The following is a 24896-nucleotide window of genomic DNA, read 5'->3' as shown; positions in this document are numbered from 1 at the left end:
CGGGTTGTCATGACCTCGCCCAAGGTGCACGAGGATGGCCACTACCGCTTCACGAGTCAAGAGTCCGGGACAGATGACCTACTGACGGGGCATCACTTCACAGCGGGGGCGACCGACGGACATCGCGGGGACCTCCCGCCCTGCCGCGCGGCAAGTCCCCGCTGTGTCACCGCTGTCGGAGCCTGCTCAGCACAGGCGGTCCTTCGCCTTGTAGTACGCGCCGCCGAACGGCAGGAACCAGGGGGTGCCGTTGTAGAAGGGGACGGGCACCTTGGGGAAGCCGAAGCCGCGCATCGGGTTGGCCTCGGGACGGCCGTCCATCATCTCGGCGACCGCGCGGCCCATGTAGGTGGCCATCTGGACGCCGTGGCCGCAGTAACCCATGGAGTAGTACAGGCCGTTGACGTCACCCGCGTGCGGGATGCGGTCCCAGGAGAAGCCGACCATGCCGCCCCAGACGTAGTCGATCCGCACCCCCGCCAGCTGCGGGAAGATCTCGGTCATCTCCCGCTTGAGGATGTCACCGCTCTTGACGTCGGAGGCCGGGTTGGAGGGGGCGAAGCGGGCCCGGCCGCCGAAGGCGAGGCGGTTGTCCGGGGTGAGGCGGACGTAGTGACCGACATTCTTGTGGGCGACCAGCAGGCGGCCGTTCGGGATGAGCTCCTTGGCACGCGCCTCCCCCAGCGGCTCGGTGACGATGATGAAGCTGCCGACGTTGATCAGCCGCTTCCGGAACCACGGCATCGACTGGTCGGTGTAGGCGTCCGTCGCCGCCATGACCTGCTTGGCACGGATGGTGCCGTTCATGGTCTCCACCAGAAAGCCGCCGCCGGGGAGGCGGGTGAGGCCGGTGGCGGCGTTGCGCTCGTGGATCTCGGCGCCGGCACGCTCGGCGGCGTCCGCCAGGCCGCCGACGAACTTGCCCACGTGCAGGCCCGCGCTGAGCGGGTCGAGCAGAGCGCCGTGGTAGTAGTCCGTGCCGAGCTCGGCCCGCAGTTCGCTCTTGCTCAGGACGACCGTCTCGTGGCCGAAGTTGTCGGCCAGGTCGCGCTGCTTGGCCCGCAGGCCGTCGAAGTGCCCGGGCTTGCAGACCGCGCCGAGGCGCCCGGAGCGGTTGAAGTCGCAGTCGATGTTCTCGGTGCGGGTGAGCTCCTCGACGACGTCGACCGCCTCGCGGAAGGCGTCGTACAGCTCACGGGCCCGCTCCTGCCCGTAGCGCTTGCGCGCCTCGGCGGGGCTGATGGTGATGCCCTGGGTGCACATGCTGCCGTTGCGCCCGGAGGCACCCGAGCCGACCTTGTCCTTCTCGACGAGGACGACCCGGGCTCCCTTGCGGGCGGTGTGGTAGGCGGTGGACAGGCCGGTGAGGCCGCCGCCGATGACCACCACGTCCGCCTCGTCGGGCAGGTCCTTTCCGGAACGGTCGGGCAGAGCGGGGGCTGTGTCCAGCCAGTAGGGGATCTGCTTCATGGCGTGCGTCCTGTCGTGTTCTCGGTCCTGTGTCGCCGTGTCGCCGGGCTGTCAGCAGCCGAGCAGCTTGGGCAGGCCCGTCATGTCGGGCAGTTCGTCGTACGGCTGGTAGTCGGCGCTGCCGGGGCGGCCGAAGCGGTTGATCCACACGCGGCGCTTCAGGCCGAGGTCGCGGGTCGGGATGTGGTCGTACTCCCAGCCCTGGGCGGTGTGGATGACCTGGGACGGCTCGACGCCCATGGTCTTGAAGGCGTGCTCGAAGGTCTGCCGGTCCGGCTTGTAGGCACCGGCCTGCTGGGCGGTGATCACGTAGTCGAACTCCACGCCGATGTTCTCGACGTTGCGCGCGATCAGGTTGTCGTCGGTGTTGGAGATGATGGCGATCTCGTACTTGGTCTTCAGGGCACGCAGCGCGTCCGGGACCTCCGGGAAGGGACCGAAGGTGGGGACGGCCTCGACGAGGGCGTCGCCGTCGGACTCCCGGTACTCCAGGCCGTGCAGGCGCATGGCGTTGCGCAGGCTGGAGTGCAGGATCTCGTGGTAGGGGCGGTAGGCCTCCAGGACGGCCTGGAAGCGCATGACACGGAAGTCGTCGAGGAACTCGTCGACGTCCAGGTTGTCCAGATCCAGGCGGTCCTCGAGGACCTTCAGGGTCGTGGGGCCGAGCTCGAAGTTGATCAGGGTCGCATAGGCGTCGAAGGTGACGATCTCTCGCATGGTGTCCAGCCTCAGTCTCGCGCGTTTCCGGATTTTTTAGGGAGTGGGGGCTTCAGACGACGCGTTCGCCGGGGGTGACGATCGCGTCCAGGACGGCCAGGTCGGCCGCGTCGGGGATCCAGTCGGCCGCCGCCGCGTTGGCGGTGACCTGCGAAGGTGTCATGGCACCGCAGATGACGGAGCCGACGCCGGGAAGGGCCGCCAGCCCGCCGACGGCGACCTGGAGGAGGGTCAGGCCGCGCTTGGCGCCGTACGCGGTGAGTTCCTCGACCTTGTCGAGGGCCGCGTCGGTGAGCCAGCCCTGCCGCCAGGACAGGCGGCTGCCGGCCGGGGGCTGCTCACCGCGCCGGTACTTGCCGCTGAGCAGTCCGTTGGCCAGCGGGTAGTACGGCAGGAGGCCGATACCGTGGCGCAGGCAGGCGGGGATCAGGTCGGCCTCCACACCTCGGTCGAGCAGGTGGTAGCGGGCCTGGGTGGACACGAAGGCATCGGTGAGGTGCTCGGCCGGGAGATTGGAGCAGCCGATGTACCTGATCTTGCCCTCGTCCACCAGCTCCCGCAGGGCGGCGACCGTCTCCTCCAGCGGCGTGACGCCGTCCGGCTCGTGGTACTGGTACAGGTCGATCCGGTCGGTGCCCAGCCGGCGCAGGGAGGACTCGACGGCGTACCGGATGTAGGGGCGGGCTCCGCGTCGGCCGTACATGTCGGCCTCGGGACCCATCTCCATGCCGAACTTGGTGGCCAGCACGACCTCGTCGCGATGCCCCTTGAGGGCGGCACCGAGGAGCCGTTCGCCGTCACCACGCCCCGTGCCGCTCTCCCCGAACCCGCCGTACATGTCGGCGGTGTCGAAGAGGGTGATCCCGGCGTCGAGGGCCGCGTGGACGACGGCCTTCGTTCCGTCCTGGTCGAGGCGGGAGCCGAAGTTGTTGCCGCCGACGCCCACCACGGAGACCGTCGGGCCGCGTTCACCGAGCGCGCGGTATCTCATGACCGGCTCCCGAAGCCGATGCAGACGTTCTTGGTCTGCGTGTAGCTGTCAATGCCGGCGAGGCCCTTCTCCCGGCCCCAGCCGCTGTGCTTGTAGCCGCCGAAGGGGAGTTCCACCCCGGTGCCGACGCCGGTGGCGTTGACGTAGACCTGGCCGGCCCGGATGCCCGCCGCGAGCCGCATCGCCTTGTCGACGTCCCGGGTCCACACGTAGGACGCGAGGCCGTACGGGCTGTCGTTGGCGATGTCCAGGGCCTCGTCGGTGTCGTCGAACTCGATGACGGTGACGACGGGGCCGAAGATTTCCTCTCGGGCGCACCGGGCGTCGTTGGTCAGGCCGGTGAGGACGGTCGGCTCGACGTAGTAGCCGTCGGCCAGTGCCGGGTCGGACGGCGCACCGCCGCCGGCGCGTGCCACGGCGCCCTCCTCGCGGGCCAGCTCCAGGTAGCCCAGCACCCGGTCGCGTTGCCGGGCGGCGACCAGCGGGCCGACGTCCGGGTCGGTGAGACCCGGGCCGACGCGCAGTGCGGCGGCGTGTGCGACCAGCTTGTCGAGGAACTCCTCGGCGCCGCGCTGGAGCAGCAGCCGGGTGCCGGCCGAGCATGTCTGGCCGGCGTTGCCGAAGGCCGAGGCCGCGACGGCGGTCAGCGCCAGGTCGAAGTCGGCGTCGGCGAAGACGACGACCGGGGACTTGCCGCCCAGCTCGGTGACGGAGGGCACCACGTTGGCGGCGGCGGCCTGGGCGACCTTGATGCCGGTCGGCACCGAGCCGGTGAAGGTGACCTGGTTGAGGTCCGGGTGCCCGGCGAGGGCCGCGCCGGTCTCGCCGTCGCCGGGGACGACGTTCAGGACGCCCGGCGGAAGACCGCACTCCAGGGCGATCCTGCCGATCTCCAGCGGGGTGAGTGGCGCTTCGGGCGACGGCTTGAGCACCACCGTGCAGCCCGCCGCCAGCGCGGGTGCGGAGCCCCGCGCGGTGTTCTGCAGCGGGTAGTTGAACGGGATGATCTGGCCGGAGACACCGATCGGCTCACGGACCGTGTAGTCGATCAGACCGGGGCCGAGGGGGATCGTCGTGCCGCCGAGCTTGTCCGCGGCGCCCGCGTAGAACTCGAAGTAGCGGGCGGCGGTCTCGACATCGGCCTTGGCCTGGCGGAGCGGCTTGCCGACGTCCTGGCTCTCCAGGCGTGCCAGCCGTTCGCCCTGGTAGCGGATGGCCTCCGCGATGCGGTAGAGGATCCGCCCCCGGTCGGCGGCGCGCATGCGGGCCCATGCGGGAGAGGTGAGGGCCGAGCGGGCCGCCGCCACCGCCTGGTCCACGTCCGCCTTGCCGGCCAGCGCCACCTGGGCGATGGCCGTCCCGTCGGACGGGTCGAGGACCGTGAAGGAGCGGCCGTCGGCGGCGGGCACCTGCTTGCCGTCGATGAGCAGCTCGGTCAGCCGCAGTTCGCCGGTCATGGCCGGATCTCCCCCTGGACCTCACCGAAGATGACGACCTCGTCGCCCGGTCGGACCGTGCGGATCCGGCGCACCCAGAGCACGATGCCCTCCTGCGGGGCGAGGACCTCCTCCAGCGTGTTGCCGTAGTGGTCGACGATGGTGGCGATCAGGTCGCCTTCCTTGCAGGTCTCCCCCGGCTCGGCGCGAGCGACGAAGAAGCCGCCGGAGGCGGAGCGGGCGAAGGTGCCGGAGACGGTGGTGTAGGTGTCCCGCAGCTCTGTCTCGCCGTCGATCAGGCCCAGGCTGCGCAGGACGTTGCGGATCGAGTTCATGTGCGTCTCGACGTTGGCCTCGCGGTAGGTGCCGCCGCCGACCTCGATCGTGATGGCGGGCTTGCCGGCCGCAAGGGTGGGGTGGCGGACCGTGCCGCCCCACTTGCCGCCCTTCCAGACCAGCTCGTGCCCGGCGGCGAGGGCGAGGTCCGTCGCCAGGTCCTCGTAGCCGCCCTGGAGGATGACCAGCGGAGCGATCTCGCCGTAGGCGCCGCCGGTGTGCAGGTCGACCAGGGCGTCGATGGCGGGCACGACCTGCTCGACGAAGGTGGCGGCCAGGCGCTGGGAGTACGAGCCCTCCGCGTCACCCGGGAAGATGCGGTTGAGGTTGAGGTGGTCGAGACCGCTGGTGCGGGCGGCCGCCTCGAAGGCCGGGGTGTTCAGGCAGGGGATGCCGACGACGGTGCCGCGCAGGGTGGCCGGGTCGAGCTCGCCGAGGACGCGCCGGACGGCCTCCTGGCCGTCGTACTCGTCGCCGTGCACGCCCGCGTCCACACAGAGGACCGGACCGTCCTGGGCGCCGTTGACGACGATCAGCGGGATGCCGAGCTCCACGCCGTAGCTGCTGGTGCCGACCGGGATGAGGCCCTGGGCGCGCTCGCCGGGGGCGACGGTCAGTGGACCGATGGAGTACATGTCGTGCCTTTCCGAAACATGGATCAGATGCGGGCGGACGCCTCGGCGAGGGTCTCCGCGAGGATGTCGGCGATACGGTCGAGAAGGGTGCGGTCGCTGATCAGCGGGGGCGCGATCTGGACCAGCGGTGCGGACCGGTTGTAGACGCGGGCCAGCAGCCCGGCCTCGCGCATCCGGCGTGGGACGAGGTCGACGATCAGGTCGGCGCGGGCGGTGTCGCTGAAGCCGCCGTCGTCGAGGTCGCCGACGAGCTCGCAGGAGTAGAAGAACCCCGCGCCCCGGACGTCGCCCACGATCGGCAGGTCCGCTAGGGCCGCCATCCGGCCCGCCAAGTGGTCCTGGAGTCCGCGGACGTTCTCCAGGATCCGGTCCCGCTCCATGATCTCCAGGTTGCGCAGGGCGATGGCCGCGCTCAGCGGGTGTCCGGCGAAGGTGTAGCCGTGGTTGAGGACGACGCCGGGTCGGTTGATGACCTCGGTGACCTTGGTGCTGATCATGGTGGCGCCCATGGGGGCGTATCCGGCGGTGATGCCCTTGGCGACGGTGACGATGTCCGGGCGGGCACCGTAGCGGTCGCCGCCGAACCACTCCCCCAGCCGGCCGAAGGCGGTGATCACCTCGTCGGCGACGAGCAGGAATCCGTAGCGGTCGGCGAGGGAGCGGAGTCCCTGCCAGTAACCGGCCGGCGGGGTGATGCAGCCGCCGCGGTTCTGCACCGGCTCGGCGATGAGCATCGCGATGCTCTCCGGGCCCTCGGCCAGGATCGCGGCCTCCAGCTCGGCGAGGAGACGGGAGGTGAACGTCTCGTCGTCGACGTACTCGGGGGCGAGTCCGAACCGGTTGGTGTTGGACACGAACCGGGTGTCGATCGCCGGCGGACCGTACGGCTGCGTGAGGCCGGGGTCGTCGGTGAGCGACAGGGCGCCGATGGTCAGGCCGTGGTAGGCGCCGCGGCGGGCGATCGCCTTGGTGCGGCCCGGTTCGCCGCGCAGGGCGTGGTAGCGGCGGGCGATCTTCCAGGCGGTCTCGACGGCTTCGGCGCCGCCGCTCGAGAAGAAGGTGTGCTCGATGTCGACCGGGGCGATCCGGGACAGCCGCTCGGCGAGTTCGATCGCCGTCGGGTGTGCGGAGCCGGTCCACAGCGGGCTGTAGCACAGTTCGCGCAGTTGCCGTTCGGCGGCCTCGGCGAACTCGGGGCCGTAGGAGTAGCCGATCTGGCAGCAGTACAGCCCCGACAGACCGTCGATGTAGCGCCTGCCGTCCGCGTCGTCGAGGTAGGGACCTTCTCCCCGCCGGACGACGAGGAGGTTCTCACCCTCGGGGCCGAGGGAGCCGTTGGGGGTCATGTGGAGCAGCAGGTGTCTGGCCGCCGTGGCGGACAGCGCACCGGCCGGGGTGCGGGTGCTGGTGGTCATGTGGTTTCACTCCCGGTGGACAGGCCCACGGCGGGCTCCGTCGGCAGCAGCCCCTCCTGCTTGCCGGAGCCGCCGAGCCGGCGCCCCGCGGCGACGAGGACGAGGGCGAGGACGGCGATCGCGATGAGCACGGCGCTGACGGCCGTGACGGACGGGTCGACGTCGAACTGGAGGACGTTGAACACCTGGACCGGCAGGGTCACGGTGTCCACCGAAGACAGGAACATCGAGATGAAGAACTCGTCGAAGCTGGTGATGAAGGAGAAGATCGCGGCGGCGATCATGCCGGGCATGGCGAGCGGGAGGGTGATGCGCCGGGCGACGGTCAGCCGGTTCGCGCCCATGCTGGCCGCGGCGTCCTCCAGCCGCTCGTCGATGCCCTTCAGCGTGGCCATGAGGATCATCACGGCGATCGGCGAGGCCAGCACGGTGTGGCCGAGGGCGATGGCGATCGGGCTGCCGAGCATGGCGGCCGGCTCGAAGAGCAGGAACAGGCCGAGCGCGATGACGACTTGCGGGATCACCAGCGGGGCCAGGACCAGCCCGTACACCGCCGAGCGCAGCGGCAGGTTGCTGCGGACCAGGGCCGTCGCCGCCGTCATGCCCAGGATGAGCGAGAACACGGTGGTCAGCGAGGCGATCAGGGCGCTCAGCGAGAGCGCGGCGGGCCACTTGCTGCCCTCGGCGAACAGCACCTTGTACCAGCCGAGCGTCCAGGAGTCCGGCGGGAAGGAGCCGAACGCGTCCTTGCCGAAGGAGGTGACGACGATGAGGACGATCGGCAGGGCGAGGAACAGCAGGATCAGCGTCGACGCGGTGGTCAGGAAGATCCGCCCGGCCAGGGTCGAGCGCAGCGCGATCATGAGATGCCTCGATTCTTCGCGGCCTCGCTCACGACCTTGATCAGCCGCAGCAGGATCAGACCCCCGAAGGTGAGGAGCAGCAGGATGATGCCGAGCGCGGCAGCGCCGTTCCACTGGTTCTGCTTCATCACCTGCTCGCTGATGAGCGAGGCGACCATGGTCTGCTTCGGGCCTCCCATGAGGGCGGGGGTCAGGTAGTAGCCGAGGCAGAGGATGAAGCACAGGATGCCCGCGTTGACCAGGCCGGGGGCGACCATGGGCAGGTAGACCCGGCGGAAGATCGTCAGCCGTCCCGCACCCATACTGGCCGCGGCGGCCGGCAGCCTGCGGTCGATGCCCTTCATGACCGCGTACAGCAGCAGCACGGTGTAGGGCAGCATCACCGAGGTGGTGCCGATGACCACGCCGATCTCGTTGTAGAGCATCTGGAACGGAGCGCCCGGGACCTTCAGGTCCGTCAGGATGTTGTTCACCACGCCGCGTTCACCGAGCAGGATGATCCAGCCGTAGGTGCGCACCAGTGCGCTGATGAAGTGCGGCACGATGACGATGACCATCACCAGCCCTGCCCACAGGGGCTTGAGCCGGGAGACGGCGGCGGCCAGCAGGAACCCGACTACCAGGCTGAGCAGGGAGGTCTCGGCGGAGATCCGCAGGGTGGTGAGGAGGACCTCCAGGTTGGCGCCCTGGAGTGCGTTCGCGTACCAGTGCAGTGTCCAGCCACCCTCCTCGCCCTTGAAGCTGAGGAGCAGGGTGCTGAAGATCGGGTAGACGAACAGCACCAGCAGGTAGACGACGACGGGGGCGGCCGTGAGCAGTCCGAAGCGGGTGCGGCGCTCGGACAGGGCGCGGCGCAGCCGGTGCAGCCGTCCCTTGCGGGCGGCGGGGGTCGCGGGGCCCGGGGCCGGGGGCGCCGGGGCGAGGAGGGATCCGGCCATGGATCATCCGCCTCCTTCCGCCGCGAACACGCTGACGTCGTCGGGGTGGGCCGTCAGGCTGACCTGCTCGCCGAGGACCGGGGCGCGTCCGGCCGGGAGTTCCAGCCGTACGAGACCGGTGTCGGCGTCGCCCGCCGGGCGGACGGTGACGCGGACGAGGGTGCCGACGTAGGTGACCGACTCAACGGTCCCCGTACAGAACCCGTCGCCGGGCGCACACAGTCCGAGCCGGCCCGGCTGGACCCCGGCCCGTACCCGTGCGCCCTCCGTTCCCGACTGCGGGCGGGCCTTGAGCAGTCCTCCCGTGTCGAGCCGTACGAGCGTGTACTCGGACGTCTGCTGCTGGACGCGGCCGGGGAGGAAGTTCGCCGCGCCGAGGAAGTCGGCGACGAACGGGGTGCGCGGGCGCTCGAAGAGCTCGCGCGGGGTGTCGAACTGGTCGATCCGCCCGTCCCGCATCACCGCGATGCGGTCGGACAGGACCAGTGCCTCCTCCTGGTCGTGCGTCACGTAGATGACGGTCAGGCCGAGTTCCTGCTGGATGCGCTTGATCTCGGTCTGCAGCTGGTCGCGCAGCTTCTTGTCGAGGGCGCCGAGCGGTTCGTCCATGAGGATCACCGGCGGCCGGTAGACCAGGGCGCGGCACAGCGCGACACGCTGCTGCTGACCGCCGGACAGCTCGCGCGGCCGGCGCCGGGCCAGGGCGGAGAGCCCGGCCATCTCCAGGGTCTCGCCGACCCGCCGACGCAGCTCCGCCTTGGGGACATCGCGCAGTTGCAGCGGAAAGGCGACGTTCTCCCACACCGTCATGTGCGGGAACAGCAGGTACTGCTGGAAGACGAAGCCGAGGCCGCGCTTCTGCGGGGCCAGCCGGGTCACGTCACGGCCGCCCACGACGATGCTGCCGGAGTCGGGTTCGCAGAACCCGGCGATCATCATCAGGGTGGTGGTCTTGCCGGACCCGGAGGACCCCAGGAAGGTGACGAACTCGCCGCCCGCGATCTCCATGGAGACCGTGTCGACTGCGGTCACGCCTCCGTACGTCTTGCGGAGGTCCGTGACGGAAAGAGGCTTTCCGGTGCCGGTCCCCGGCGGCGGGGAGACCGCCGGGGACGTCTGGAGCTCGGACGTCAGATGCAGCTCAGCCATTGACCCACTCCTGCCAGCGGTTGGAGACGGCCGACTCGTTCTTGATCCACCACTCGACGTCCAGGTCGAATCCGGACTTCAGGTGCTCGGGCGAGCTGGCCAGGTTGCCGGCGGCGGCCGGGGAGAGCTTCTTGTAGGCGGCGGGCACGACCGGGGCCATCGGGTAGAGCTCGGCGTAGGCGGCCTGGATGTCGGGACGCAGCGCGAAGTCGATCAGCTGGTAGGCGGCGTCGGAGTTGGCTGCGCCCTTGGGGACACAGAAGCCGTTGCTCTGCCGGCGGGCGCCGTTCCACTGGTACGCCATCGGCGAGCCGCCCTTGATCAGGGCGTCGAGGCGGCCGTGCCAGACGCTGGTGGCGACGACCTCCTCGCGGCCCAGCAGCACGCCGGGGAGGGCACCGGTGTCCCAGTACTTGCGGACGGATCCCTTGATGTTGTCGAGAGACTTGAAGGCGCGGTCGACGTCGAGCGGGTACAGCTTGTCCAGGGGCACGCCGTCGGCGAGGAGGGCGAACTCCAGCTCGGGCAGGTCGGCGTCCCGGGCCTGGAGGGCGCGGCTGCCCTTGAACGTCTTGGTGTCCCAGAAGTCCGCCCAGTTCTCCGGCTTCCTGCCATCGAAGGCATCGGTACGGTACGCCATGACGCTGGCCCAGTAGTTCTTGCCGACGCCATGGCTCATCATCAGGTTCTCGGCGATTCCGGCGTTCTTGGTGCTCTTCAGCCGGCCGTAGTCGAGCTCGATGGTGGCGTCTTCGTCCTTGAAGCGCACGATGTCGGCCAAGGAGGTGTCGATCAGGTCGAACTGCGGGCGGCCCTGCTTGATCTGGGCGAGCAGCTGCGCGTACGCGATGTTCACCACCTTGATCTGGATGCCGGTCTCCTTGGTGAACGCGTCGTAGACCGCTTTCTGGTTGGCCTCGCCGTACGTGCCACCGCTGTTGCGGACGACAAGCGTCTTGGAACTCTTGCCATCGGAGCCGGCGCTGGCCCGACTGGTGCCGGTGCCGCAGCCGCTGAGGGCGGACGCGGCGGCGAGACCCGCCGTGGCTCCGCCGACTCCGCGCAGGAACAGCCGGCGGTCTATCCGGGCGCCACGCGGCAGAGCCGCATATCGATTCGTCATCGTGTGCCTCCTGGGGTGGTACTACGTGGGAAGGGGGGCGGTCGGGGTGAGGCGCTACGGGCGGGAGTCCGCCTCGTCGGGTACGTCACCCAGGCCGGGGGTCCGGAGGGAGTCGGTTCGCGCAGCCGTGTCGGGGTCCCACGGGATGGCGATGGCGGCCAGCTCGGCGCCCTGGGTGACGGTGAGGCCGTGCATGCCGTAGAAGATCCGGCCGCCGGCCGGTGCGTGGACGGTGTGCTCCCGGCCGTCGGCCGGGTCGACGATGTGGCCGAGGACGTCGTCTTCCGCGACCTCGCCGATGACGTCGGCGTCGAAGGAGAACTGCGGGTACCACAGGCCGGTGGCCTCGGCTGTGACGCCGGCGGACCAGACCCATTCGCGGATCGGTGCCGGGGCGGAGCCGTCCGGGTCCAGCGTGCCCAGGTGGCGCAGCGCCCGGAGGAGGCCGTCGATGCGGCGGAGGGCCGTGGCCTCGTCGCGCTGTCCGAGTTCGCCCACCTCGACGAGGACCGCCGAGATGCCCCGTCGGGCGGCGGCGGCGTGGCTGTTGCCGCCCTCGGCCGTCAGCCCGAGGATGACGTCCTCGATGCCGAAGGACCCCGCCAGTTCGGCGGTCGCCTTGTCGAGGTCGGGGTCGCCGGTCAGGCGGTAGCCGACGAAGTCCCGCAGGACCTGGTCGATTCCGCCGCAGTGCAGGTCGATGTAGACGTCGGCGCCGTCGACCAGGTGGGCGAAGAGCCAGGCGGCCAGCCGCTCGGTGGGGCCGCCGTCCGGGGTTCCGGGGAAGACGCGGTTGATGTTCACGCCGTCGACCGGGGAGACGTTGAGCCGGCCCTCGTAGACGGCGGGCGGGTTGGCGACCGGGCAGATGATCAACTGCCCGCGCACCTGCTCCGGTTCCAGCAGGTTCGTCAGCCGCGCGACGGCGTCGATGGGGGTGAACTCGCCGCCGTGCACGCCCGCGGTGATGACGACCCGGGGGCCGGGGCGGGTGCCGTTGATCAGGGTCAGCGGGATGTCGACGGTGCGGGTGCCGAGATCGGCCCGGACGGTGCCGCGTGCCTTGGCGCCGGGCCCGGCCTCCAGGGAACCGACGGAGAGGGTGGTGTCGTTCATGGTCATGCCTCCGTGCGGCCGACGGTGGAGATGAACTCGATGGGCTGGGGGGAGGTGCCGTCCAGGGCGAGGTCCGCGGCGATGTCGCCGAAGGCGGGCGAGAGCTTGAAGCCGTGGCCGGAGAAGCCGGCGAGAAGGACGACGCTCTCGGCGCCGGGCAGCGGGCCGACCAGCGGGCGGCTGCTCTCGGTGTAGCCCTCCATGTAGACGGAGAGCCGCGTGGGGTCCGGGTGCAGATCCGGCATGTGACGGCCGATCAGCTCGCTGAAGATCTCCAGCTCCCCCGGCTGCACCGTCCGGTCCAGCTGGTTGGGGTCGCCGGCGGGCCGGTGCAGCGCGCGGGACAGGCCGAGCTTTACGGAGATGCCGTCCGGGGAGGGCAGCCCGTAGCAGTGGGTGGGTGCCGTGCGGATGAAGGCGGGACGCTCCTCGCCGAACCAGGCGTCGGTGGTGGGCACGTACCAGGCGCTGACGAGGCGGCGGATGTCCACCTCCCACGGCAGGTCGGGCAGCAGGTCGTTGACCCAGGGGCCGGGGGTGACGACGGCCGTGTCGAAGCGCTCGCTGCCGGCGTCGGTGCGGATCTCCACACCGCCCTCGACGGGGACGACCTCGCGGACCGTGGTGTAGCGGTGGATCCGGGCGCCCAGTTGCTCGGCGCGGCGGGCGGCGGTCTGGATCGTCAGCTCCGGGCGGATGAAGCCGGCGCGGCGGTCGAGCACGGCGGCATCGCCGTCCTCCAGCCGGTACTGCGGGAAGCGCTTGGCGAGGGCCTCGGCGTCGAGCACCTCGTGGTCGAGGTCGTGCTCGGCGATGGACTGGAGGACGGTCGCCATCTGGTGGTGCTCGGTCGGCCCCATCAGCAGGCATCCGGTCAGGCGGCGCAGCTCGCGGCCGGTCTCCTGCTGGAGCTGCTCCCAGAGGGCGTCGGCGTGCTTGAGCAGCGGCACGTACCGGGAGTCCTCGAAGTGGGCGCTGCGGAAGATGCGGGTCTCGCCGCCGGCCGCGCTGCGATCGTGGCCGGGGGCGTACCGGTCGTACCCGACGACCTCGGCGCCGCGGGCCGCCAGCCGCCAGGCGGCCTGGCTGCCCATCGTTCCGACGCCGACGACGGCGACGCGCTTCCTGGCAGCTGACACAGGGCTTTCCTTTCGTATCGCCGGGGCGCATGCTGAGCCCCTGCGTGAGGCTGTTCGATTCGAGGAGGTTTGGGCGAGGCCGGGCCCTTGGGGAAGCTCTCCGGCTGCATTCGCCCGGTCTTGGAGTCCGGCTCACCGCCTCGGGGCGCTCCCCGGGGGCCGTGCCACATTGTGGAATGCTGTGCTAGAATCTGGCACAGACAATGGCAGTGACACGAAGGGGAGTCAAGAGGGTGTCGGCCGGAAATTCCGAGGATTAACAGGGGGAAACCGGATGGAAATGAAGAGCGTCACCAGGTCGCTGCGCATCCTGGAGGCGGTCGCCCAGCATCAGCCGGTGACGGTCGGGGAGCTGACGAAGCTCTTCGGCCTCCCGAAGTCGACGGTGCAGCGCACGCTGGTCACGCTGGCCGAAGCCGGCTGGCTGAGGGCCAACCGCAAGGACACGACCCGCTGGGAGATCGGCGCACGCGTCCTGGCCGTGCGGCCCGCCGCCCTCCAGGGGTCCAGCCTGTTCGCGGCGGCCCGCGAGCCCATGGTCCGACTCCGGAACGCGGTGAACGAGACCATCCACCTGTCCGTCCCCGACGCGCTGCAGTGCATGGTCGTGGTGGACCGGGTGGACTGCGACCACCCCGTACGGACCTTCCACGCCATCGGCGACACCTCACCCCTGCACGCCACCGCCGTGGGGCGCGCCGTCCTCGCCCACCTGCCGAAGCAGGACGTCGAGGAGCTCATCGCGCAAGGGCTGGAGCGCTTCAGCGACGCGACACCCGCCGACCCCGACGCCCTCCGCGCCGAGCTGGACCGGATCCGAACCGACGGCTACTCGGTCAACCGCAACCAGTACCGGCCGGGGGTCTGCGCCATCGCCGCGCCCGTCCTGGACGAGGAGGGCGCACCGCTGGCCACCATCGCCGTCTCCATGCCCGAGTCGCGGTACGACGCGGACCGGGTGCCCGAGTGGGGCCGCCTGGTCGCCGATACGGCAGCGGAGATCACGGGACGCCGCATGGGCGCCTGAGCCTCCCGGCATCGACAGGGGCCGGCCGCACGCACTCGCGTGGGGCCGACCCCTTCCCGTTGACGCTCAGCCGAGCGCCGTGCGTGCCATATTGTGGAACGCCATGCTAGGATCCGGCACGATCGTGCCTGTGACTCCAGGAGGGGGTCATGAGGTGAGCAAGAGAAATCGTCAGAGCTGACGGGGACTTCGGATGGAAATGAAGAGCGTCACCCGATCGCTGCGCATCCTGGAGGCGGTCGCCCAGCACCAGCCGGTGACCGTCGGGGAGCTGACCAAGCTCTTCGGGCTGCCCAAGTCGACCGTGCAGCGCACCCTGGTCACGCTCAACGAGGCGGGCTGGCTGCGCGCCAACCGCAAGGACACGACCCGCTGGGAGATCGGCGCACGCGTCCTGGCCGTGCGGCCCGCCGCCCTCCAGGGGTCCAGCCTGTTCGCCGCCGCCCGTGAGCCGATGATCCGGCTCCGGGACGCGGTGAACGAGACCATCCACCTGTCGGTGCCCGACGCGCTGCAGTGCATGGTCGTCGTCGACCGCGTCGACTGCGACCACGCCGTACGGACCTTCCACGCCATCGGCGACACCTCACCCCTGCACGCCACCGCCACCGGACACGCGATCCTCGCCCACCTGCCGAAGTCGGAGGTCGACGAGCTCGTGGCAGGCGGGCTGGAGGGGTACGGCGAAGAGACCATCACCGACCCGGCGGAGCTCCGCGCGGAGCTCCGCCGGGTCAGGGACCGCGGCTACGCCGTGAATCACAACCACTTCCGGCCGGGGATCTGCGCGATCGCCGCGCCCGTACTGGACGGTGACGGCACTCCCCTGGCCACCGTGGTCGTCTCCATGCCCGACTCCCGTTTCGAGCCCGGCCGACTCCCCGAGCTGGGCAGGCTGGTGACCGACACCGCGTCGGAGATCACCGCCCGCCACCTCGGCTGACGCTCAGCGCACGGGCACCGCGAGGTACTGGTACTCCAGGAACTCGTCGATACCGACCCGGCCGCCCTCACGCCCGAGCCCGGACTGCTTGACCCCGCCGAAGGGCGCGGCCGGGTTGGAGACGAGGCCGGTGTTGAGGCCGACCATGCCGACCTCCAGGCGTTCGCTGACCCGCAGGGCGCGGTCCAGGCCCTCGGTGAAGACGTAGCCGACGAGGCCCCAGGGCGTGTCGTTGGCGCGGTCCACGACCTCGTCCTCGTCGTCGAAGGTGAGGATCGCGGCTACGGGTCCGAAGATCTCCGTGTCCATGAGGCGGCTCTCGGGGGACACGTCGGTGAGCACGGTCGGCGGGTAGAAGCAGCCCGGCCCCTCCGGAGTACGGCCGCCGACCAGCACGCGGGCGCCGCGCTCCACCGCGTCGGCGACGAGTTCCTCGACCTTGCCACGTCCGGCGGCGTCGATCAGGGGGCCGACGTCGACGCCCTCCCGGGTGCCGGGACCGACCACGAGCGCGCCCATCCGCTCGGCGAGGCGCCGTCCGAACTCGTCGGCCACCGACTCGTGCACGAAGAAGCGGTTCGCGGCCGTGCAGGCCTCGCCCATGTTGCGCATCTTGGCGACCATCGCGCCGTCCACGGCCGCATCCAGGTCGGCGTCCTCGAAGACGATGAACGGCGCGTTGCCGCCCAGCTCCATCGAGGTGCGGACGACGGTGTCGGCGCACTGGGCGAGCAGCAGCCGGCCGACGCCCGTGGAGCCGGTGAAGGACAGCTTGCGGATCCGCCCGCCGCGCAGGAGCGGTTCGCAGACCTCACCGGCACGGGAGGTGGTGACGACGTTCAGCACGCCGTCCGGCAGGCCCGCCTCTTTCAGGATTCCGGCCAGGGCGAGGCTGGCCAGCGGGGTCTGCGGGGCCGGCTTGAGGATCATCGTGCAGCCCGCCGCGATAGCCGGGCCGATCTTGCGGGTGCCCATGGCCAACGGGAAGTTCCACGGCGTGATCAGCAGGCAGGGACCCACCGGGCGGCGGGAGAGCAGCATGCGGTTACGGCCGTCGGGAAGCGTCCCGCAACCGCCGTCGATACGGACGGCCTCCTCGGAGAACCAGCGGAAGAACTCGGCGGCGTAGGCCACCTCTCCCCTGGCCTCGGCCAGCGGTTTGCCCATCTCCGACGTCATCAGGTGGGCGAGCTCGTCGGTGCGCTCGAGGATGAGTTCGTAGGCGCGGCGCAGGATCTCGCTGCGGGCCCGGGGTGCTGTGCGGGCCCACTCCGCCTGGGCCCGGACGGCCGCGTCCTCCGCGAGCTTGGCATCCTTGGGGCCCGCGTCGGCGACGTGGCAGAGGATCTCGCCGGTCGCGGGGTCGTCGACGGGCATGGTGGCGCCGTCGGCGGCGTCCACCCAGGCACCGCCGATGAACAACTGGGTCAGTACCTCGGTCATGTTGTCTCTCCTGGTTGATCGGCGGCGGGGTCGAGGAGTTCCGCGAGATGCAGGGCACGGACGTCCCGGTCACCGGTGAGGTGGTCGATCTGGGTGGCGCAGCTGAAGCCGTCGGCCACGACCGCCCGCCCGTCGAGGGCGTCGAGGCGGGGCTTCAGGGCCAGGTCTGCGACAGCCATCGAGGTGTCGTAGTGCTGTGCCTCGAAGCCGAAGTTCCCGGCGAGTCCGCAGCAGCCCTCGGCCTCGTCGACCGTGCGCACGCCGAGGCGGCGCAGCAGGTCAGCGGGGCGGCGGCCCTTGAAGGTGGCGTACTCGTGGCAGTGGGTCTGGAGGACGACGTTCTCAGGCAGCGACGGCGGGGTCCAGCCCTGGTCGGCAAGGTCGGTCAGGGCCCCGGTGAAGGTGTGGACGCGGCTCGCGACGCGTTGGGCTGCCTCGGTGCCGAGCAGTTCGGGCACATCACGTTTCAACGCTGCCGCGCAGCTCGGCTCGGCCACGATGATCGGCCGGTCGTCACCGTCGTCGAGGTGGGCCACGGTACGGGCCATGACCTTGCGGGCCACGGACAGCTGGCCGGTGCTGACCCAGGTGAGTCCGCAGCACAGTCCCTCCCGCGGCGTGCAGGAGACGCCGGCGTCGGCGAGCACGCGGCTCGCGGCTCCGGCGACCTCGGGACGGAAGGCCCGGGTGAAGCTGTCGACGAAGAGCACGGCCTTCGGGGGCGCGTTCGTCTTGGCCACGCGCAGGGACTTGCGCAGGGCGCGGCGAGAGGCGAAGGCGGGGATCTGGCGCTTCGTGGTCACTCCGCCGAGGCGGGCGAGGAGCCTGCCGAGCGGTCCGCGCAGCAGCAGATTGACCGGGCGGGCCACGTATCCGGCCAGGGCCGAGGTCAGCGGCAGCCAGCCCAGCGAGTAGTGGGAGCGCGGACGAAAACGGCCCTTGTAGTGCTGGTGCAGGAACTCCGCCTTGTACGTCGCCATGTCGACGCCGACCGGGCAGTCGCTGGAGCAGGCCTTGCAGGACAGGCACAGGTCGAGGGCATCGCGCACCTCGGTCGAGCGCCAGCCGTCCTGGACGGCCTCGCCGCGCACCATCTCCTGGAGCATGCGGGCCCGGCCGCGGGTGGAGTCGTTCTCCTCTCCCGTGGCCCGGTAGCTCGGGCACATGACGCCGCCCGCGTCGCTGCGGCAGCGGCCGACGCCGACGCAGCGGCGCACCGCGCCGGCGAAACCGTCCTCGTCATGGGGGAAACCGAACGACGTCTCGAGCATCGGCAGTTCACGCAGCGCGAGGTCGGCGTCCAAGGGCGCCGGGTCGACGATCACGCCGGGGTTGAGCAGCCCATCCGGATCGAGGGTCTTCTTGAACGCGGCGAACGCGGCGATCATGCGGTGGCTGTACATGACCTCGAGCAGCTCACTGCGGGCGCGACCGTCGCCGTGCTCACCCGAGAGCGTGCCGCCGTGCTCGACGACCAGGGCCGCTGCTTCGGTGAGGAAGCGGCGCATGACCGTCCGGCCGGCCTCGGTGGCCGGGTCGAAGTCGATGCGTACGTGGACGCAGCCCGCGCCGAAGTGCCCGTACAGCACGCCCGTCAGCCCGTGCGATTCGAGCAGCTTGCGAAAGCCGCGCAGGTAGGCCGCGAGGTTCTCGGGCGCGACGGCCGCGTCCTCCCAGCCGGGCCAGGACTCCCCGCCGTCGACGAGGCGGGCGGCGAGCCCGGCCCCGTCCTCGCGGACCCGCCACAGCGAACGCCGCTCGGCCGGGCTCTCCACGACCCGGCCGCCGGTCATCCGCCCCCGCGTCTTGAGAGCCTCGAGCAGCTCAGCTGCGCGAGCGTTCACCGCAGCCTGGTCGTCGCCTTCGAGCTCGACGTACAGCCAGGCCCGCCCCTCGGGCAGCCCGGTCACCGAATCCGCACCACGGCGGGCGCGCATGGTGGCGACGATCGCCTCGTCCATGCCCTCCACGGCGCTGGGCGACCAGCGCAGGATCTCCGGCACGTCCTCGGCCGCCTCGACCACATCCTCGTAGCCGAGCGTCAGCAGAGTGGATGCCTGTGCGGTCGCCACCAGGCGGACCGTCGCGGCGGTGACGACCGCACAGGTGCCTTCCGTGCCCACGAGCGCGCGGGCCATGTCGAAGCCGTTCTCGGGCAGCAGGTGCTGGAGCTGGAAGCCGGAGACCTGGCGCGGGATACGGCCCAGCTCGGTACGGATCAGCGCCAGGTTGTCCTCGACCAGCCGCCTGAGGCCGGCTTCGAGCCGGGCGACGCGCCGCACAGCCTCCGCGTCGCCCGGCTCCGCGGCCCGCAGCCCGGAGTGGTCGGCGACGGCCCGCACGCCGTCCGCCGTCACGATCTCCAGGGCCTCGACGTGGCCGCCGGTCCGCCCGTCGCGCACCGACCGGTTGCCGCACGCGTCGTTGCCGATCATGCCGCCGAGGGTGCAGCGGCTGTGCGAGGACGGGTCGGGGCCGAAGTCGAGCCCGTGCAGGGCGGTCGCGCCGCGCAGCGCGTCGAGGACGACACCGGCCTCGACCCGCGCGGTACGCGCCTCGACGTCGATGTCCAGGATCCGGTTCATGTACCGGGAGAAGTCCAGGACGACTCCGGGCCCGACGGCGTTGCCGGCCATGCTGGTGCCGCCGCCCCGGGCGGTGACCGGGACGCCCGTCTCACGGCAGGCCCGCAGCACCGCGACCACGTCGTCGGCGGTGCGCGGACAGGCCACGGCCCGGGGCGGCACACGGTAGTTGGACGCGTCGTAGGCGTAGGGGCCCGTCGCCCCCGGGCCGGTCTCCACCCGCAGGCGGGGCGCGATCTCGGCGATACGGGCCGTGAGACCCGCCAGGTCGCGGGTGGCTGTCGTCATCGCTCCGCCGCTCCCGACGTACCGGCCTCCACGGCGTTCGCCCAGGCCTGGAGACCCTCGTCCACGCCCGCCTCGTCGATGACGAGCGCCGGGATCATGCGGACCACCTGGTTCCAGGCCCCGCACAGCAGCAGGAGCAGGCCCTCGTCGACGGCGGCACGCTGCACACGGGCGGCGGCCTCGGGGTCGGGGCTGCCGTCTTCGGTGACGAACTCGGTGGCGAGCATGAGGCCGAGGCCGCGGACGTCGCCGATGCCCGGAGTCCGGTCGGCCACCGCCTCCAGGCCCTGGCGCAGCCGCTTGCCCATCGCCTCGGCGTTCTCGACGAGCTTCTCGTCGCGTACGACGTCGAGGGTCGCGCAGGCGGCGGCGCAGGCGACGGCGTTGGCGCCGTACGTGCCGCCCTGCGATCCGGGCCAGGCCTTGGTCATCAGTTCCTCGGAGGCAGCGATGCCGGAGAGCGGGAAGCCACTGGCCAGACCCTTGGCGGTGACGAGGATGTCCGGGGTGACGCCGAAGTGGTCGTGGCCCCAGAAGCGCCCGGTGCGGCCGACGCCGGTCTGCACCTCGTCGAGGATCAGCAGGAAGCCGTGCCGGTCCGCCCGCTCCCGCAGCCCTTCCATGAAGGCGCGGTTCGCGGGCACGTACCCGCCCTCGCCGAGCACCGGCTCGACGATGATCGCGGCTGTGTCGGCGGGCGAGGAGATCGTCTGGAGGGTGTAGTCGAGTTCCTTCAGGGCGAAGCGGGTGGCGGTCTCCTCGTCCCAGCCGTAGCGGAAGGCCGTCGGGAACGGTGTGACGACCACGCCGCTCATCAACGGGGAGAAACCGGACCGGAAGCGGATGCCGGAGGTGGTCATGGAAGCGGCGGCGACCGTACGGCCGTGGAAACCGCCGTGGCAGACGATGACGTTGGGCCGGCCGGTGGCCTGGCGGGCCAGCCGCAGCGCCGCCTCGACGGCCTCGCTGCCGGAGTTGGTGAAGAACAGGCTGTCCAGGCCGGCCGGCAGCACCTCGCCCAGCTTGTCGACGAGGCGGCGCAGCGGCTGGTGCATGACGGTCGTGTACTGGCCATGGATCAGCGTGCCCACCTGCTCCTGCGCCGCCGCCACGACCTTGGGGTGGCAGTGCCCGGTGCTGGTGACGCCGATGCCGGCGGTGAAGTCGAGGTAGCGGCGGCCGTCCTCACCGTAGAGGTGGACGCCCTCGCCCCGGGCCGCCACCACGGGTGTGGCCTGGCGAAGGTGCGGCGACAGTGCGGTCATTTCGTCTCCCGGCCGTACGTCGAGGTCTGATGGCTTGCTCAGCTCCGGTATCCGAGGATCCAAGCCGCCGCGAAAGGCGACAACGCGTGATCTGTCCAGCCGGAACGCGTTGTTCGGACGTTGTGTCAACCGCCGGACCCCTCGGGCACCGCCCGCCCCTCCCGTGGGCAGCTCTTGCGCAGGTCAGTGCCGCTTGTCAGAGTGACCGGGCGAGCAGGGAGACACCGTGAACGAGAACCACCCGACGGCCCCGGCCGGTCGCGCGCCGACCGTCGCCGACGTCCTGGCCCTGCCCGTCCTGGCCGCCGGACAGCCCCAGGTCGTCACAGGGCTGGCCCAGCTGGACCGGCCGGTGCGCTGGGTGCACATCACCGAGCTGACGGACCCGGCCTCCTTCCTCAAGGGCGGTGAGCTGGTCCTGACCACGGGCATGCCCCTGCCCGAGGACGCCGCGGGTGTCCGCCGGTACGTCGACGAACTCACGGAGGTGGGAGCGGCCGCCCTGGTCATCGAGCTGGTACGGCGCTACCACCGTCCGCCCGACGCCCTCGTCCAGGCCTGCCGCGCCCGGGGTCTGCCCCTGGTCACCCTGGCCCGGGACGTCAACTTCCTGGAGGTCACCCAGGTCGTCCACGCGCTCATCCTCGGCAGCCAGGCCGACGCGATGCGCCGGACGCAGCGCATCCACGAGGCGTTCACGGCCCTGACGTTGCGCGGCGCGGGCCCGGAGGACGTGGTGCGCGCGGCGGCGGAGATGAGCGGCCGGACGGTAGTCCTGGAGAACCTGGTGCACCAGGCGCTGATCTGCGAGCCGTCGGGAAGCACTGTGGAGGAGGCGCTCACCGACTGGGAACAGCGCTCCCGGGCGACCGCGCCCGGCGACCACACGGAGGTGGGCGGCCCGGAGGGCTGGCTCACCGCGCCGGTCTCCTACCAGGGCGAACGCTGGGGCCGACTGGCCATGCTCCCGCCCCCGGGCGACGGACCAGGCTTCGGGCCGGAGCACAACACCGTCCTGGAGAGAACGGCGATGGCCCTGACCGTCGCCCGTCTCATCCACTCCACGCCCTGGGAGCACACGGCCCACCGCAGCGCCCTGCGGGAGCTGGCGGAGCTGCGCCACCACTCTCCCGAGGACGCCCGCGCCCGTTGCGCCGCGCTCGGCCTGCCCACCCGGGACAGCCGCTTCCTGGCGATCCTCGTGGACCTGGGCACCGGTGCCGGGGGGAGCGAGCCCGAGGCGCGGCTGCACCGGGAGCTCAGGTCGGCGGGGGTCGCGGCGCTCGTCGGGGAGCTCTCCCCCGGCCGCCTCGGCGTCCTGCTGGCCCTACGTCCCTCCCAGCCCTGGCGGCCCGTGGCCGAACGCCTGAGCCGCACCGCGCTGAACCTGGTCCCGGAGGCGATCGTGAGCGTCGGTTCGGAGGTGGCGGAACTCGCCGACACCGCGCGCTCCTTCCGGGAGGCGGCCCGGGTCACCGAGGCCACGCCGCCCGGCCAGCCGTTGCCCGCGGACCGCTCCTTCCACGAGCTGCCGGACATCGACCTGCGCCGCCTGCTGTACGCCCTGCGCGAGGACACCCGCGTCCAGGACTACACCGAACGGCGGCTCGGCCGGCTCATCGACCACGACACCCGGCACGGTACCGACCTGCTGACGACCCTCGGCCACTACCTCGACGCCGCCGGCAACAAGACCACCGCGGCCCGCCGCGGCGGCCAGTCCAGGGAGACCATGTACCAGCGTCTGCGCACCATCGAGCGCCTCCTCGACACCGACCTCGAATCCGGTGAACGGCGCACCGAACTCCACGTGGCGCTCACGGCGTTGCGGGTCCTGCGCGCCGAGTGAGCGTCACTCGGGCCGAGGCCCCGCCTGCCGGACCAGCCGCCACTCCTGCGAGCCGTCCGCGGTCTCGTTCTGGAGGGTGAGCGGCGCCCCTCGGGACGCACCGGTCAGGTACAGGTCCGGGTTCTTCGCCGCCTGGAACCTGTAGGAGCCGTCGTCGGTCCTGATGACGTTCCAGCTGCCGGTGGCGTTGTCGTCGACCCACTGGCCGATGCGCTGCCCGGCGGAAGCGGTCCCGGTCCAGATCGCCGCCGCCCGGCCGCCGGACTTGTTCAGCAGGGTCGTACCGCCCTGCGGCCGGGTCACCACGTGCCAGTACTGCGTGTCCTTGTCCGTGGCCGAGCCGGCGTCCTCCAGGCGGACGTCGGGGACGTCGCCGTTGCCGATGTTCGCGTCGTTGGTCCTGCCGCCGGTGCCGATGACCTGGCCGGTCCGGCGGTTGACGAGCCGGTGGTAGGCGCCGTCCGAGCGGCCGAGGTCGACCTCGGCGTGGGCGATCGCCGACGTGTCCTGGTTGTTGAGGATCACGATGCGGCCGGTGCCCGCGACGTACTGGAGGTTGCGGCTGTAGCCGGCCCGCGAGGTCGTCTGGTACTCCTTCCACACCCCGTCGCCGCGGCCGCTGTCGTTGACCCAGACGTTGCCGCTGCCGGCCGCGTTGTAGACCAGGCGCCCGTCGGGGAGCCGGATGACGACCGGGCTGCCGCCGGTGGCGAGGGGGCGGGAACCGGCGTCGACCGGCAGGGAGGTGACGCCCTGCCCCGTGGGGGATCCGCGGTGGAACGCCAGCGGGTCGTCGGCGATCACGTACCTGGTGTCGGCTCCGCCGGCCCAGTACTCGAAGGTGAGCAGCCACTTGCCGTCCGAGGTCCGCACGACGTTCGTCATGCCCGGGCGCCCGCCGCCGATCTGCGTCTTGCCGCCGCCCATGTCCTGGGTGAGTCCCGCGACGTCCACGACGGGCTCGCTCCACCCGGCGGCGCGTCCGTCCCAGGTCTTGTGGACGAGGATCTGGCCGTGGGAGTCCGGGGCGGTGTCGTTCGCGGGGTCCGGTGTGGGCACACCGGTGACGGGGTCGAAGCCGATGTAGTCGTTCTCGTCGGAGTAGTAGCAGACGAGCCGGCCCTTGTGGACCATCAGATACGGCTCCCAGAGGGGGTCCACCTGCCGGTGCGTGTTCGCGGCGGCGACGTTCCTGCCGACGGCGCCCGCGCTGCCGCCCTGCCGGCCGCCGGTCGCGATGACGTTGACGACCTTCCACGACCTGCCCTCGTCCGTGCTGGAGTACAGCGCGATCGCCAGGTCCTCGCGGTCCCCGTCGTTGGACGGCGTCCAGTCCGGATCTGCCGCCTTGTGCTCGAGGTAGTACTGGTCGTCGCCCGACACGACGCTCGCGAGCAGCAGCGTGCCCTTCTTCAGCTTCCCGACCGCCTGGGGAAGCACGTAGAGGTACGGATTGGTCCAGTTGCTCGTGTACTTCGCGTACTTGGGATCGCGGGAGAGGTACGCCGGAGCCCGGACCTCCGACAGCGGCTGCCAGGACGTGCCGTGGTCGTCGCTCTTGTAGACCGGCAGCGTCTCTCCGTCGGCGCTGCCCGTCTCCGGTACGACGGTGGCCTTCTCGAACGACGCGACGAGACGTCCGCCCGGCAGTTGCGCCGACTTAGGGTAGACCGCGCAGTTGCCCCGGCCCTTCAGGCACGGCTCGTCCCCGAGCCGGCGCAGTCAGACGGGAGTCTGTGAGCGGTGTCGCGCCGCAGTCAAGACTCCGGCACCATCTGTCGAGGGAGGGGTTTCGATGAAGGACGCGTGCAGCGGAAGGGCCGACTGCGGAAGGGCCGGCCCTTGAGTGCCCGTCGGCGGATCGTCGTCGCCTGGGCGGGGGTGTGCCTGGCCGGTCTGGTCGGCACGCTCGCGCTCAACACCGAGTCGTACACGGGTGGCTCGGGCTCCCCCGCCGAGGAGCCGACGCCGACCGGCACGTACGCCGTCGACTGCCAGGAGATCGCCGACCACATCGAACAGGCCCGGGCCGAGGCCAGGCGCGAGCATCGGGAAGCGCTCGGGCCGTCGCCGACCGCGGGGTACCAGTCGGTCATCGTCGGGGACGTGGCCGTGCCGGAGGAGTGCGCCGAGGAATTCGACGACCTCGGGGTGGGAACACCCTGACG

General features: G+C 71.2%; 20 protein-coding genes. 4 read left to right on the top strand and 16 right to left on the bottom strand.

Annotation, left to right across the window (positions count from 1 at the left end):
• Positions 1-186: 186 nt before the first annotated feature.
• Genes ACZ6TU_RS28740 through solA form a run of 12 tightly spaced genes read right to left on the bottom strand, consistent with a single transcriptional unit; the run spans position 187 to position 13328 of the window.
• On the bottom strand, positions 187-1470 hold the full coding sequence (locus tag ACZ6TU_RS28740) for an NAD(P)/FAD-dependent oxidoreductase (RefSeq protein WP_467677547.1): 1284 nt from the start codon (positions 1468-1470) through the stop codon (positions 187-189).
• Positions 1471-1521: 51 nt separating this feature from the next.
• The gene (locus ACZ6TU_RS28735; RefSeq protein ID WP_467677546.1) at positions 1522-2187 is read right to left on the bottom strand and encodes a haloacid dehalogenase type II; all 666 of its coding nucleotides are present in this window, start codon (positions 2185-2187) and stop codon (positions 1522-1524) included.
• A gap of 52 nt (positions 2188-2239) precedes the next feature.
• Positions 2240-3178: an aldo/keto reductase gene (locus ACZ6TU_RS28730; protein ID WP_469551959.1), complete on the bottom strand. Its 939-nt coding sequence runs from the start codon at positions 3176-3178 to the stop codon at positions 2240-2242.
• Positions 3175-4635 carry an aldehyde dehydrogenase family protein gene (locus tag ACZ6TU_RS28725; protein ID WP_469551957.1) on the bottom strand — a complete coding sequence of 487 codons (1461 nt, stop codon included), beginning with the start codon at positions 4633-4635 and terminating at the stop codon, positions 3175-3177. The genes ACZ6TU_RS28730 and ACZ6TU_RS28725 overlap by 4 nt, the downstream gene beginning before the upstream one ends.
• The gene (locus tag ACZ6TU_RS28720; protein ID WP_469551955.1) at positions 4632-5585 is read right to left on the bottom strand and encodes a succinylglutamate desuccinylase/aspartoacylase family protein; all 954 of its coding nucleotides are present in this window, start codon (positions 5583-5585) and stop codon (positions 4632-4634) included. The genes ACZ6TU_RS28725 and ACZ6TU_RS28720 overlap by 4 nt, the downstream gene beginning before the upstream one ends.
• A 23-nt stretch (positions 5586-5608) precedes the next feature.
• Complete coding sequence (locus tag ACZ6TU_RS28715) at positions 5609-7000, bottom strand: aminotransferase class III-fold pyridoxal phosphate-dependent enzyme (RefSeq protein WP_467677538.1); 1392 nt, start codon at positions 6998-7000, stop codon at positions 5609-5611.
• Positions 6997-7863: an ABC transporter permease gene (locus tag ACZ6TU_RS28710; protein ID WP_467677536.1), complete on the bottom strand. Its 867-nt coding sequence runs from the start codon at positions 7861-7863 to the stop codon at positions 6997-6999. Before ACZ6TU_RS28710 ends, ACZ6TU_RS28715 begins: the two co-directional genes overlap by 4 nt.
• A complete protein-coding gene (locus ACZ6TU_RS28705) occupies positions 7860-8801 on the bottom strand; it encodes an ABC transporter permease (protein ID WP_467677535.1) in 942 nt (313 codons plus the stop codon). The genes ACZ6TU_RS28710 and ACZ6TU_RS28705 overlap by 4 nt, the downstream gene beginning before the upstream one ends.
• Positions 8802-8804: 3 nt before the next feature.
• Positions 8805-9950, bottom strand: coding sequence for an ABC transporter ATP-binding protein (locus ACZ6TU_RS28700; protein ID WP_467677533.1), 1146 nt, complete (start codon positions 9948-9950; stop codon positions 8805-8807).
• Positions 9943-11073 (bottom strand): ABC transporter substrate-binding protein, encoded by a 1131-nt coding sequence (locus tag ACZ6TU_RS28695; RefSeq protein WP_467677531.1) that lies wholly within the window; start codon positions 11071-11073, stop codon positions 9943-9945. The genes ACZ6TU_RS28700 and ACZ6TU_RS28695 overlap by 8 nt, the downstream gene beginning before the upstream one ends.
• A 54-nt stretch (positions 11074-11127) precedes the next feature.
• Positions 11128-12189 carry a M14 family metallopeptidase gene (locus tag ACZ6TU_RS28690; RefSeq protein ID WP_467677529.1) on the bottom strand — a complete coding sequence of 354 codons (1062 nt, stop codon included), beginning with the start codon at positions 12187-12189 and terminating at the stop codon, positions 11128-11130.
• Positions 12190-12191: 2 nt separating this feature from the next.
• Positions 12192-13328, bottom strand: a complete 1137-nt coding sequence (gene solA, locus ACZ6TU_RS28685; protein ID WP_467677527.1) for an N-methyl-L-tryptophan oxidase — start codon at positions 13326-13328, stop codon at positions 12192-12194.
• Positions 13329-13608: 280 nt separating this feature from the next.
• Between solA and ACZ6TU_RS28680 the strand changes: the two genes are divergently transcribed.
• On the top strand, positions 13609-14355 hold the full coding sequence (locus ACZ6TU_RS28680; protein WP_467677717.1) for an IclR family transcriptional regulator: 747 nt from the start codon (positions 13609-13611) through the stop codon (positions 14353-14355).
• 199 nt (positions 14356-14554) lie between these two features.
• Positions 14555-15298, top strand: coding sequence for an IclR family transcriptional regulator (locus tag ACZ6TU_RS28675; RefSeq protein WP_467677715.1), 744 nt, complete (start codon positions 14555-14557; stop codon positions 15296-15298).
• A gap of 3 nt (positions 15299-15301) precedes the next feature.
• On the opposite strand, the gene ACZ6TU_RS28670 is transcribed toward ACZ6TU_RS28675, so the two are convergent.
• Genes ACZ6TU_RS28670 through ACZ6TU_RS28660 form a run of 3 tightly spaced genes read right to left on the bottom strand, consistent with a single transcriptional unit; the run spans position 15302 to position 20879 of the window.
• Entirely contained in the window at positions 15302-16741 is a 1440-nt protein-coding gene (locus tag ACZ6TU_RS28670; protein ID WP_467677525.1) for an NAD-dependent succinate-semialdehyde dehydrogenase, read from the bottom strand.
• Positions 16738-19614, bottom strand: coding sequence for an FAD-binding and (Fe-S)-binding domain-containing protein (locus ACZ6TU_RS28665; RefSeq protein ID WP_469551951.1), 2877 nt, complete (start codon positions 19612-19614; stop codon positions 16738-16740). Before ACZ6TU_RS28665 ends, ACZ6TU_RS28670 begins: the two co-directional genes overlap by 4 nt.
• Positions 19611-20879 carry an aspartate aminotransferase family protein gene (locus tag ACZ6TU_RS28660; RefSeq protein ID WP_467677521.1) on the bottom strand — a complete coding sequence of 423 codons (1269 nt, stop codon included), beginning with the start codon at positions 20877-20879 and terminating at the stop codon, positions 19611-19613. The genes ACZ6TU_RS28665 and ACZ6TU_RS28660 overlap by 4 nt, the downstream gene beginning before the upstream one ends.
• 226 nt (positions 20880-21105) lie before the next feature.
• Between ACZ6TU_RS28660 and ACZ6TU_RS28655 the strand changes: the two genes are divergently transcribed.
• A complete protein-coding gene (locus ACZ6TU_RS28655; RefSeq protein ID WP_469551949.1) occupies positions 21106-22728 on the top strand; it encodes a PucR family transcriptional regulator in 1623 nt (540 codons plus the stop codon).
• Positions 22729-22731: 3 nt separating this feature from the next.
• Here ACZ6TU_RS28655 and ACZ6TU_RS28650 read toward each other — a convergent pair whose 3' ends face one another.
• Positions 22732-24450: an RICIN domain-containing protein gene (locus ACZ6TU_RS28650; RefSeq protein ID WP_469552033.1), complete on the bottom strand. Its 1719-nt coding sequence runs from the start codon at positions 24448-24450 to the stop codon at positions 22732-22734.
• 120 nt (positions 24451-24570) lie between these two features.
• On the opposite strand from ACZ6TU_RS28650, the gene ACZ6TU_RS28645 reads away from it, so the two are divergent.
• Complete coding sequence (locus tag ACZ6TU_RS28645; RefSeq protein WP_469551948.1) at positions 24571-24894, top strand: hypothetical protein; 324 nt, start codon at positions 24571-24573, stop codon at positions 24892-24894.
• The last annotated feature ends 2 nt before the right edge of the window (positions 24895-24896 follow it).

The organism is Streptomyces sp. NPDC052064 (assembly GCF_055585925.1).
The sequence above is the reverse complement of the archived record's forward strand: the minus strand, read 5'-3'. Positions and strand labels throughout refer to the sequence as shown.

Excerpts from the sequence above, each read along its gene's own strand:
- ACZ6TU_RS28740 (WP_467677547.1), bottom strand. The coding sequence starts at position 1,470 with ATGAAGCAGATCCCCTACTGGCTGGACACAGCCCCCGCTCTGCCCGAC.
- ACZ6TU_RS28735 (WP_467677546.1), bottom strand. The coding sequence starts at position 2,187 with ATGCGAGAGATCGTCACCTTCGACGCCTATGCGACCCTGATCAACTTC.
- ACZ6TU_RS28730 (WP_469551959.1), bottom strand. The coding sequence starts at position 3,178 with ATGAGATACCGCGCGCTCGGTGAACGCGGCCCGACGGTCTCCGTGGTG.
- ACZ6TU_RS28725 (WP_469551957.1), bottom strand. The coding sequence starts at position 4,635 with ATGACCGGCGAACTGCGGCTGACCGAGCTGCTCATCGACGGCAAGCAG.
- ACZ6TU_RS28720 (WP_469551955.1), bottom strand. The coding sequence starts at position 5,585 with ATGTACTCCATCGGTCCACTGACCGTCGCCCCCGGCGAGCGCGCCCAG.
- ACZ6TU_RS28715 (WP_467677538.1), bottom strand. The coding sequence starts at position 7,000 with ATGACCACCAGCACCCGCACCCCGGCCGGTGCGCTGTCCGCCACGGCG.
- ACZ6TU_RS28710 (WP_467677536.1), bottom strand. The coding sequence starts at position 7,863 with ATGATCGCGCTGCGCTCGACCCTGGCCGGGCGGATCTTCCTGACCACC.
- ACZ6TU_RS28705 (WP_467677535.1), bottom strand. The coding sequence starts at position 8,801 with ATGGCCGGATCCCTCCTCGCCCCGGCGCCCCCGGCCCCGGGCCCCGCG.
- ACZ6TU_RS28700 (WP_467677533.1), bottom strand. The coding sequence starts at position 9,950 with ATGGCTGAGCTGCATCTGACGTCCGAGCTCCAGACGTCCCCGGCGGTC.
- ACZ6TU_RS28695 (WP_467677531.1), bottom strand. The coding sequence starts at position 11,073 with ATGACGAATCGATATGCGGCTCTGCCGCGTGGCGCCCGGATAGACCGC.
- ACZ6TU_RS28690 (WP_467677529.1), bottom strand. The coding sequence starts at position 12,189 with ATGAACGACACCACCCTCTCCGTCGGTTCCCTGGAGGCCGGGCCCGGC.
- ACZ6TU_RS28680 (WP_467677717.1), top strand. The coding sequence starts at position 13,609 with ATGAAGAGCGTCACCAGGTCGCTGCGCATCCTGGAGGCGGTCGCCCAG.
- ACZ6TU_RS28675 (WP_467677715.1), top strand. The coding sequence starts at position 14,555 with ATGAAGAGCGTCACCCGATCGCTGCGCATCCTGGAGGCGGTCGCCCAG.
- ACZ6TU_RS28670 (WP_467677525.1), bottom strand. The coding sequence starts at position 16,741 with ATGACCGAGGTACTGACCCAGTTGTTCATCGGCGGTGCCTGGGTGGAC.
- ACZ6TU_RS28665 (WP_469551951.1), bottom strand. The coding sequence starts at position 19,614 with ATGACGACAGCCACCCGCGACCTGGCGGGTCTCACGGCCCGTATCGCC.
- ACZ6TU_RS28660 (WP_467677521.1), bottom strand. The coding sequence starts at position 20,879 with ATGACCGCACTGTCGCCGCACCTTCGCCAGGCCACACCCGTGGTGGCG.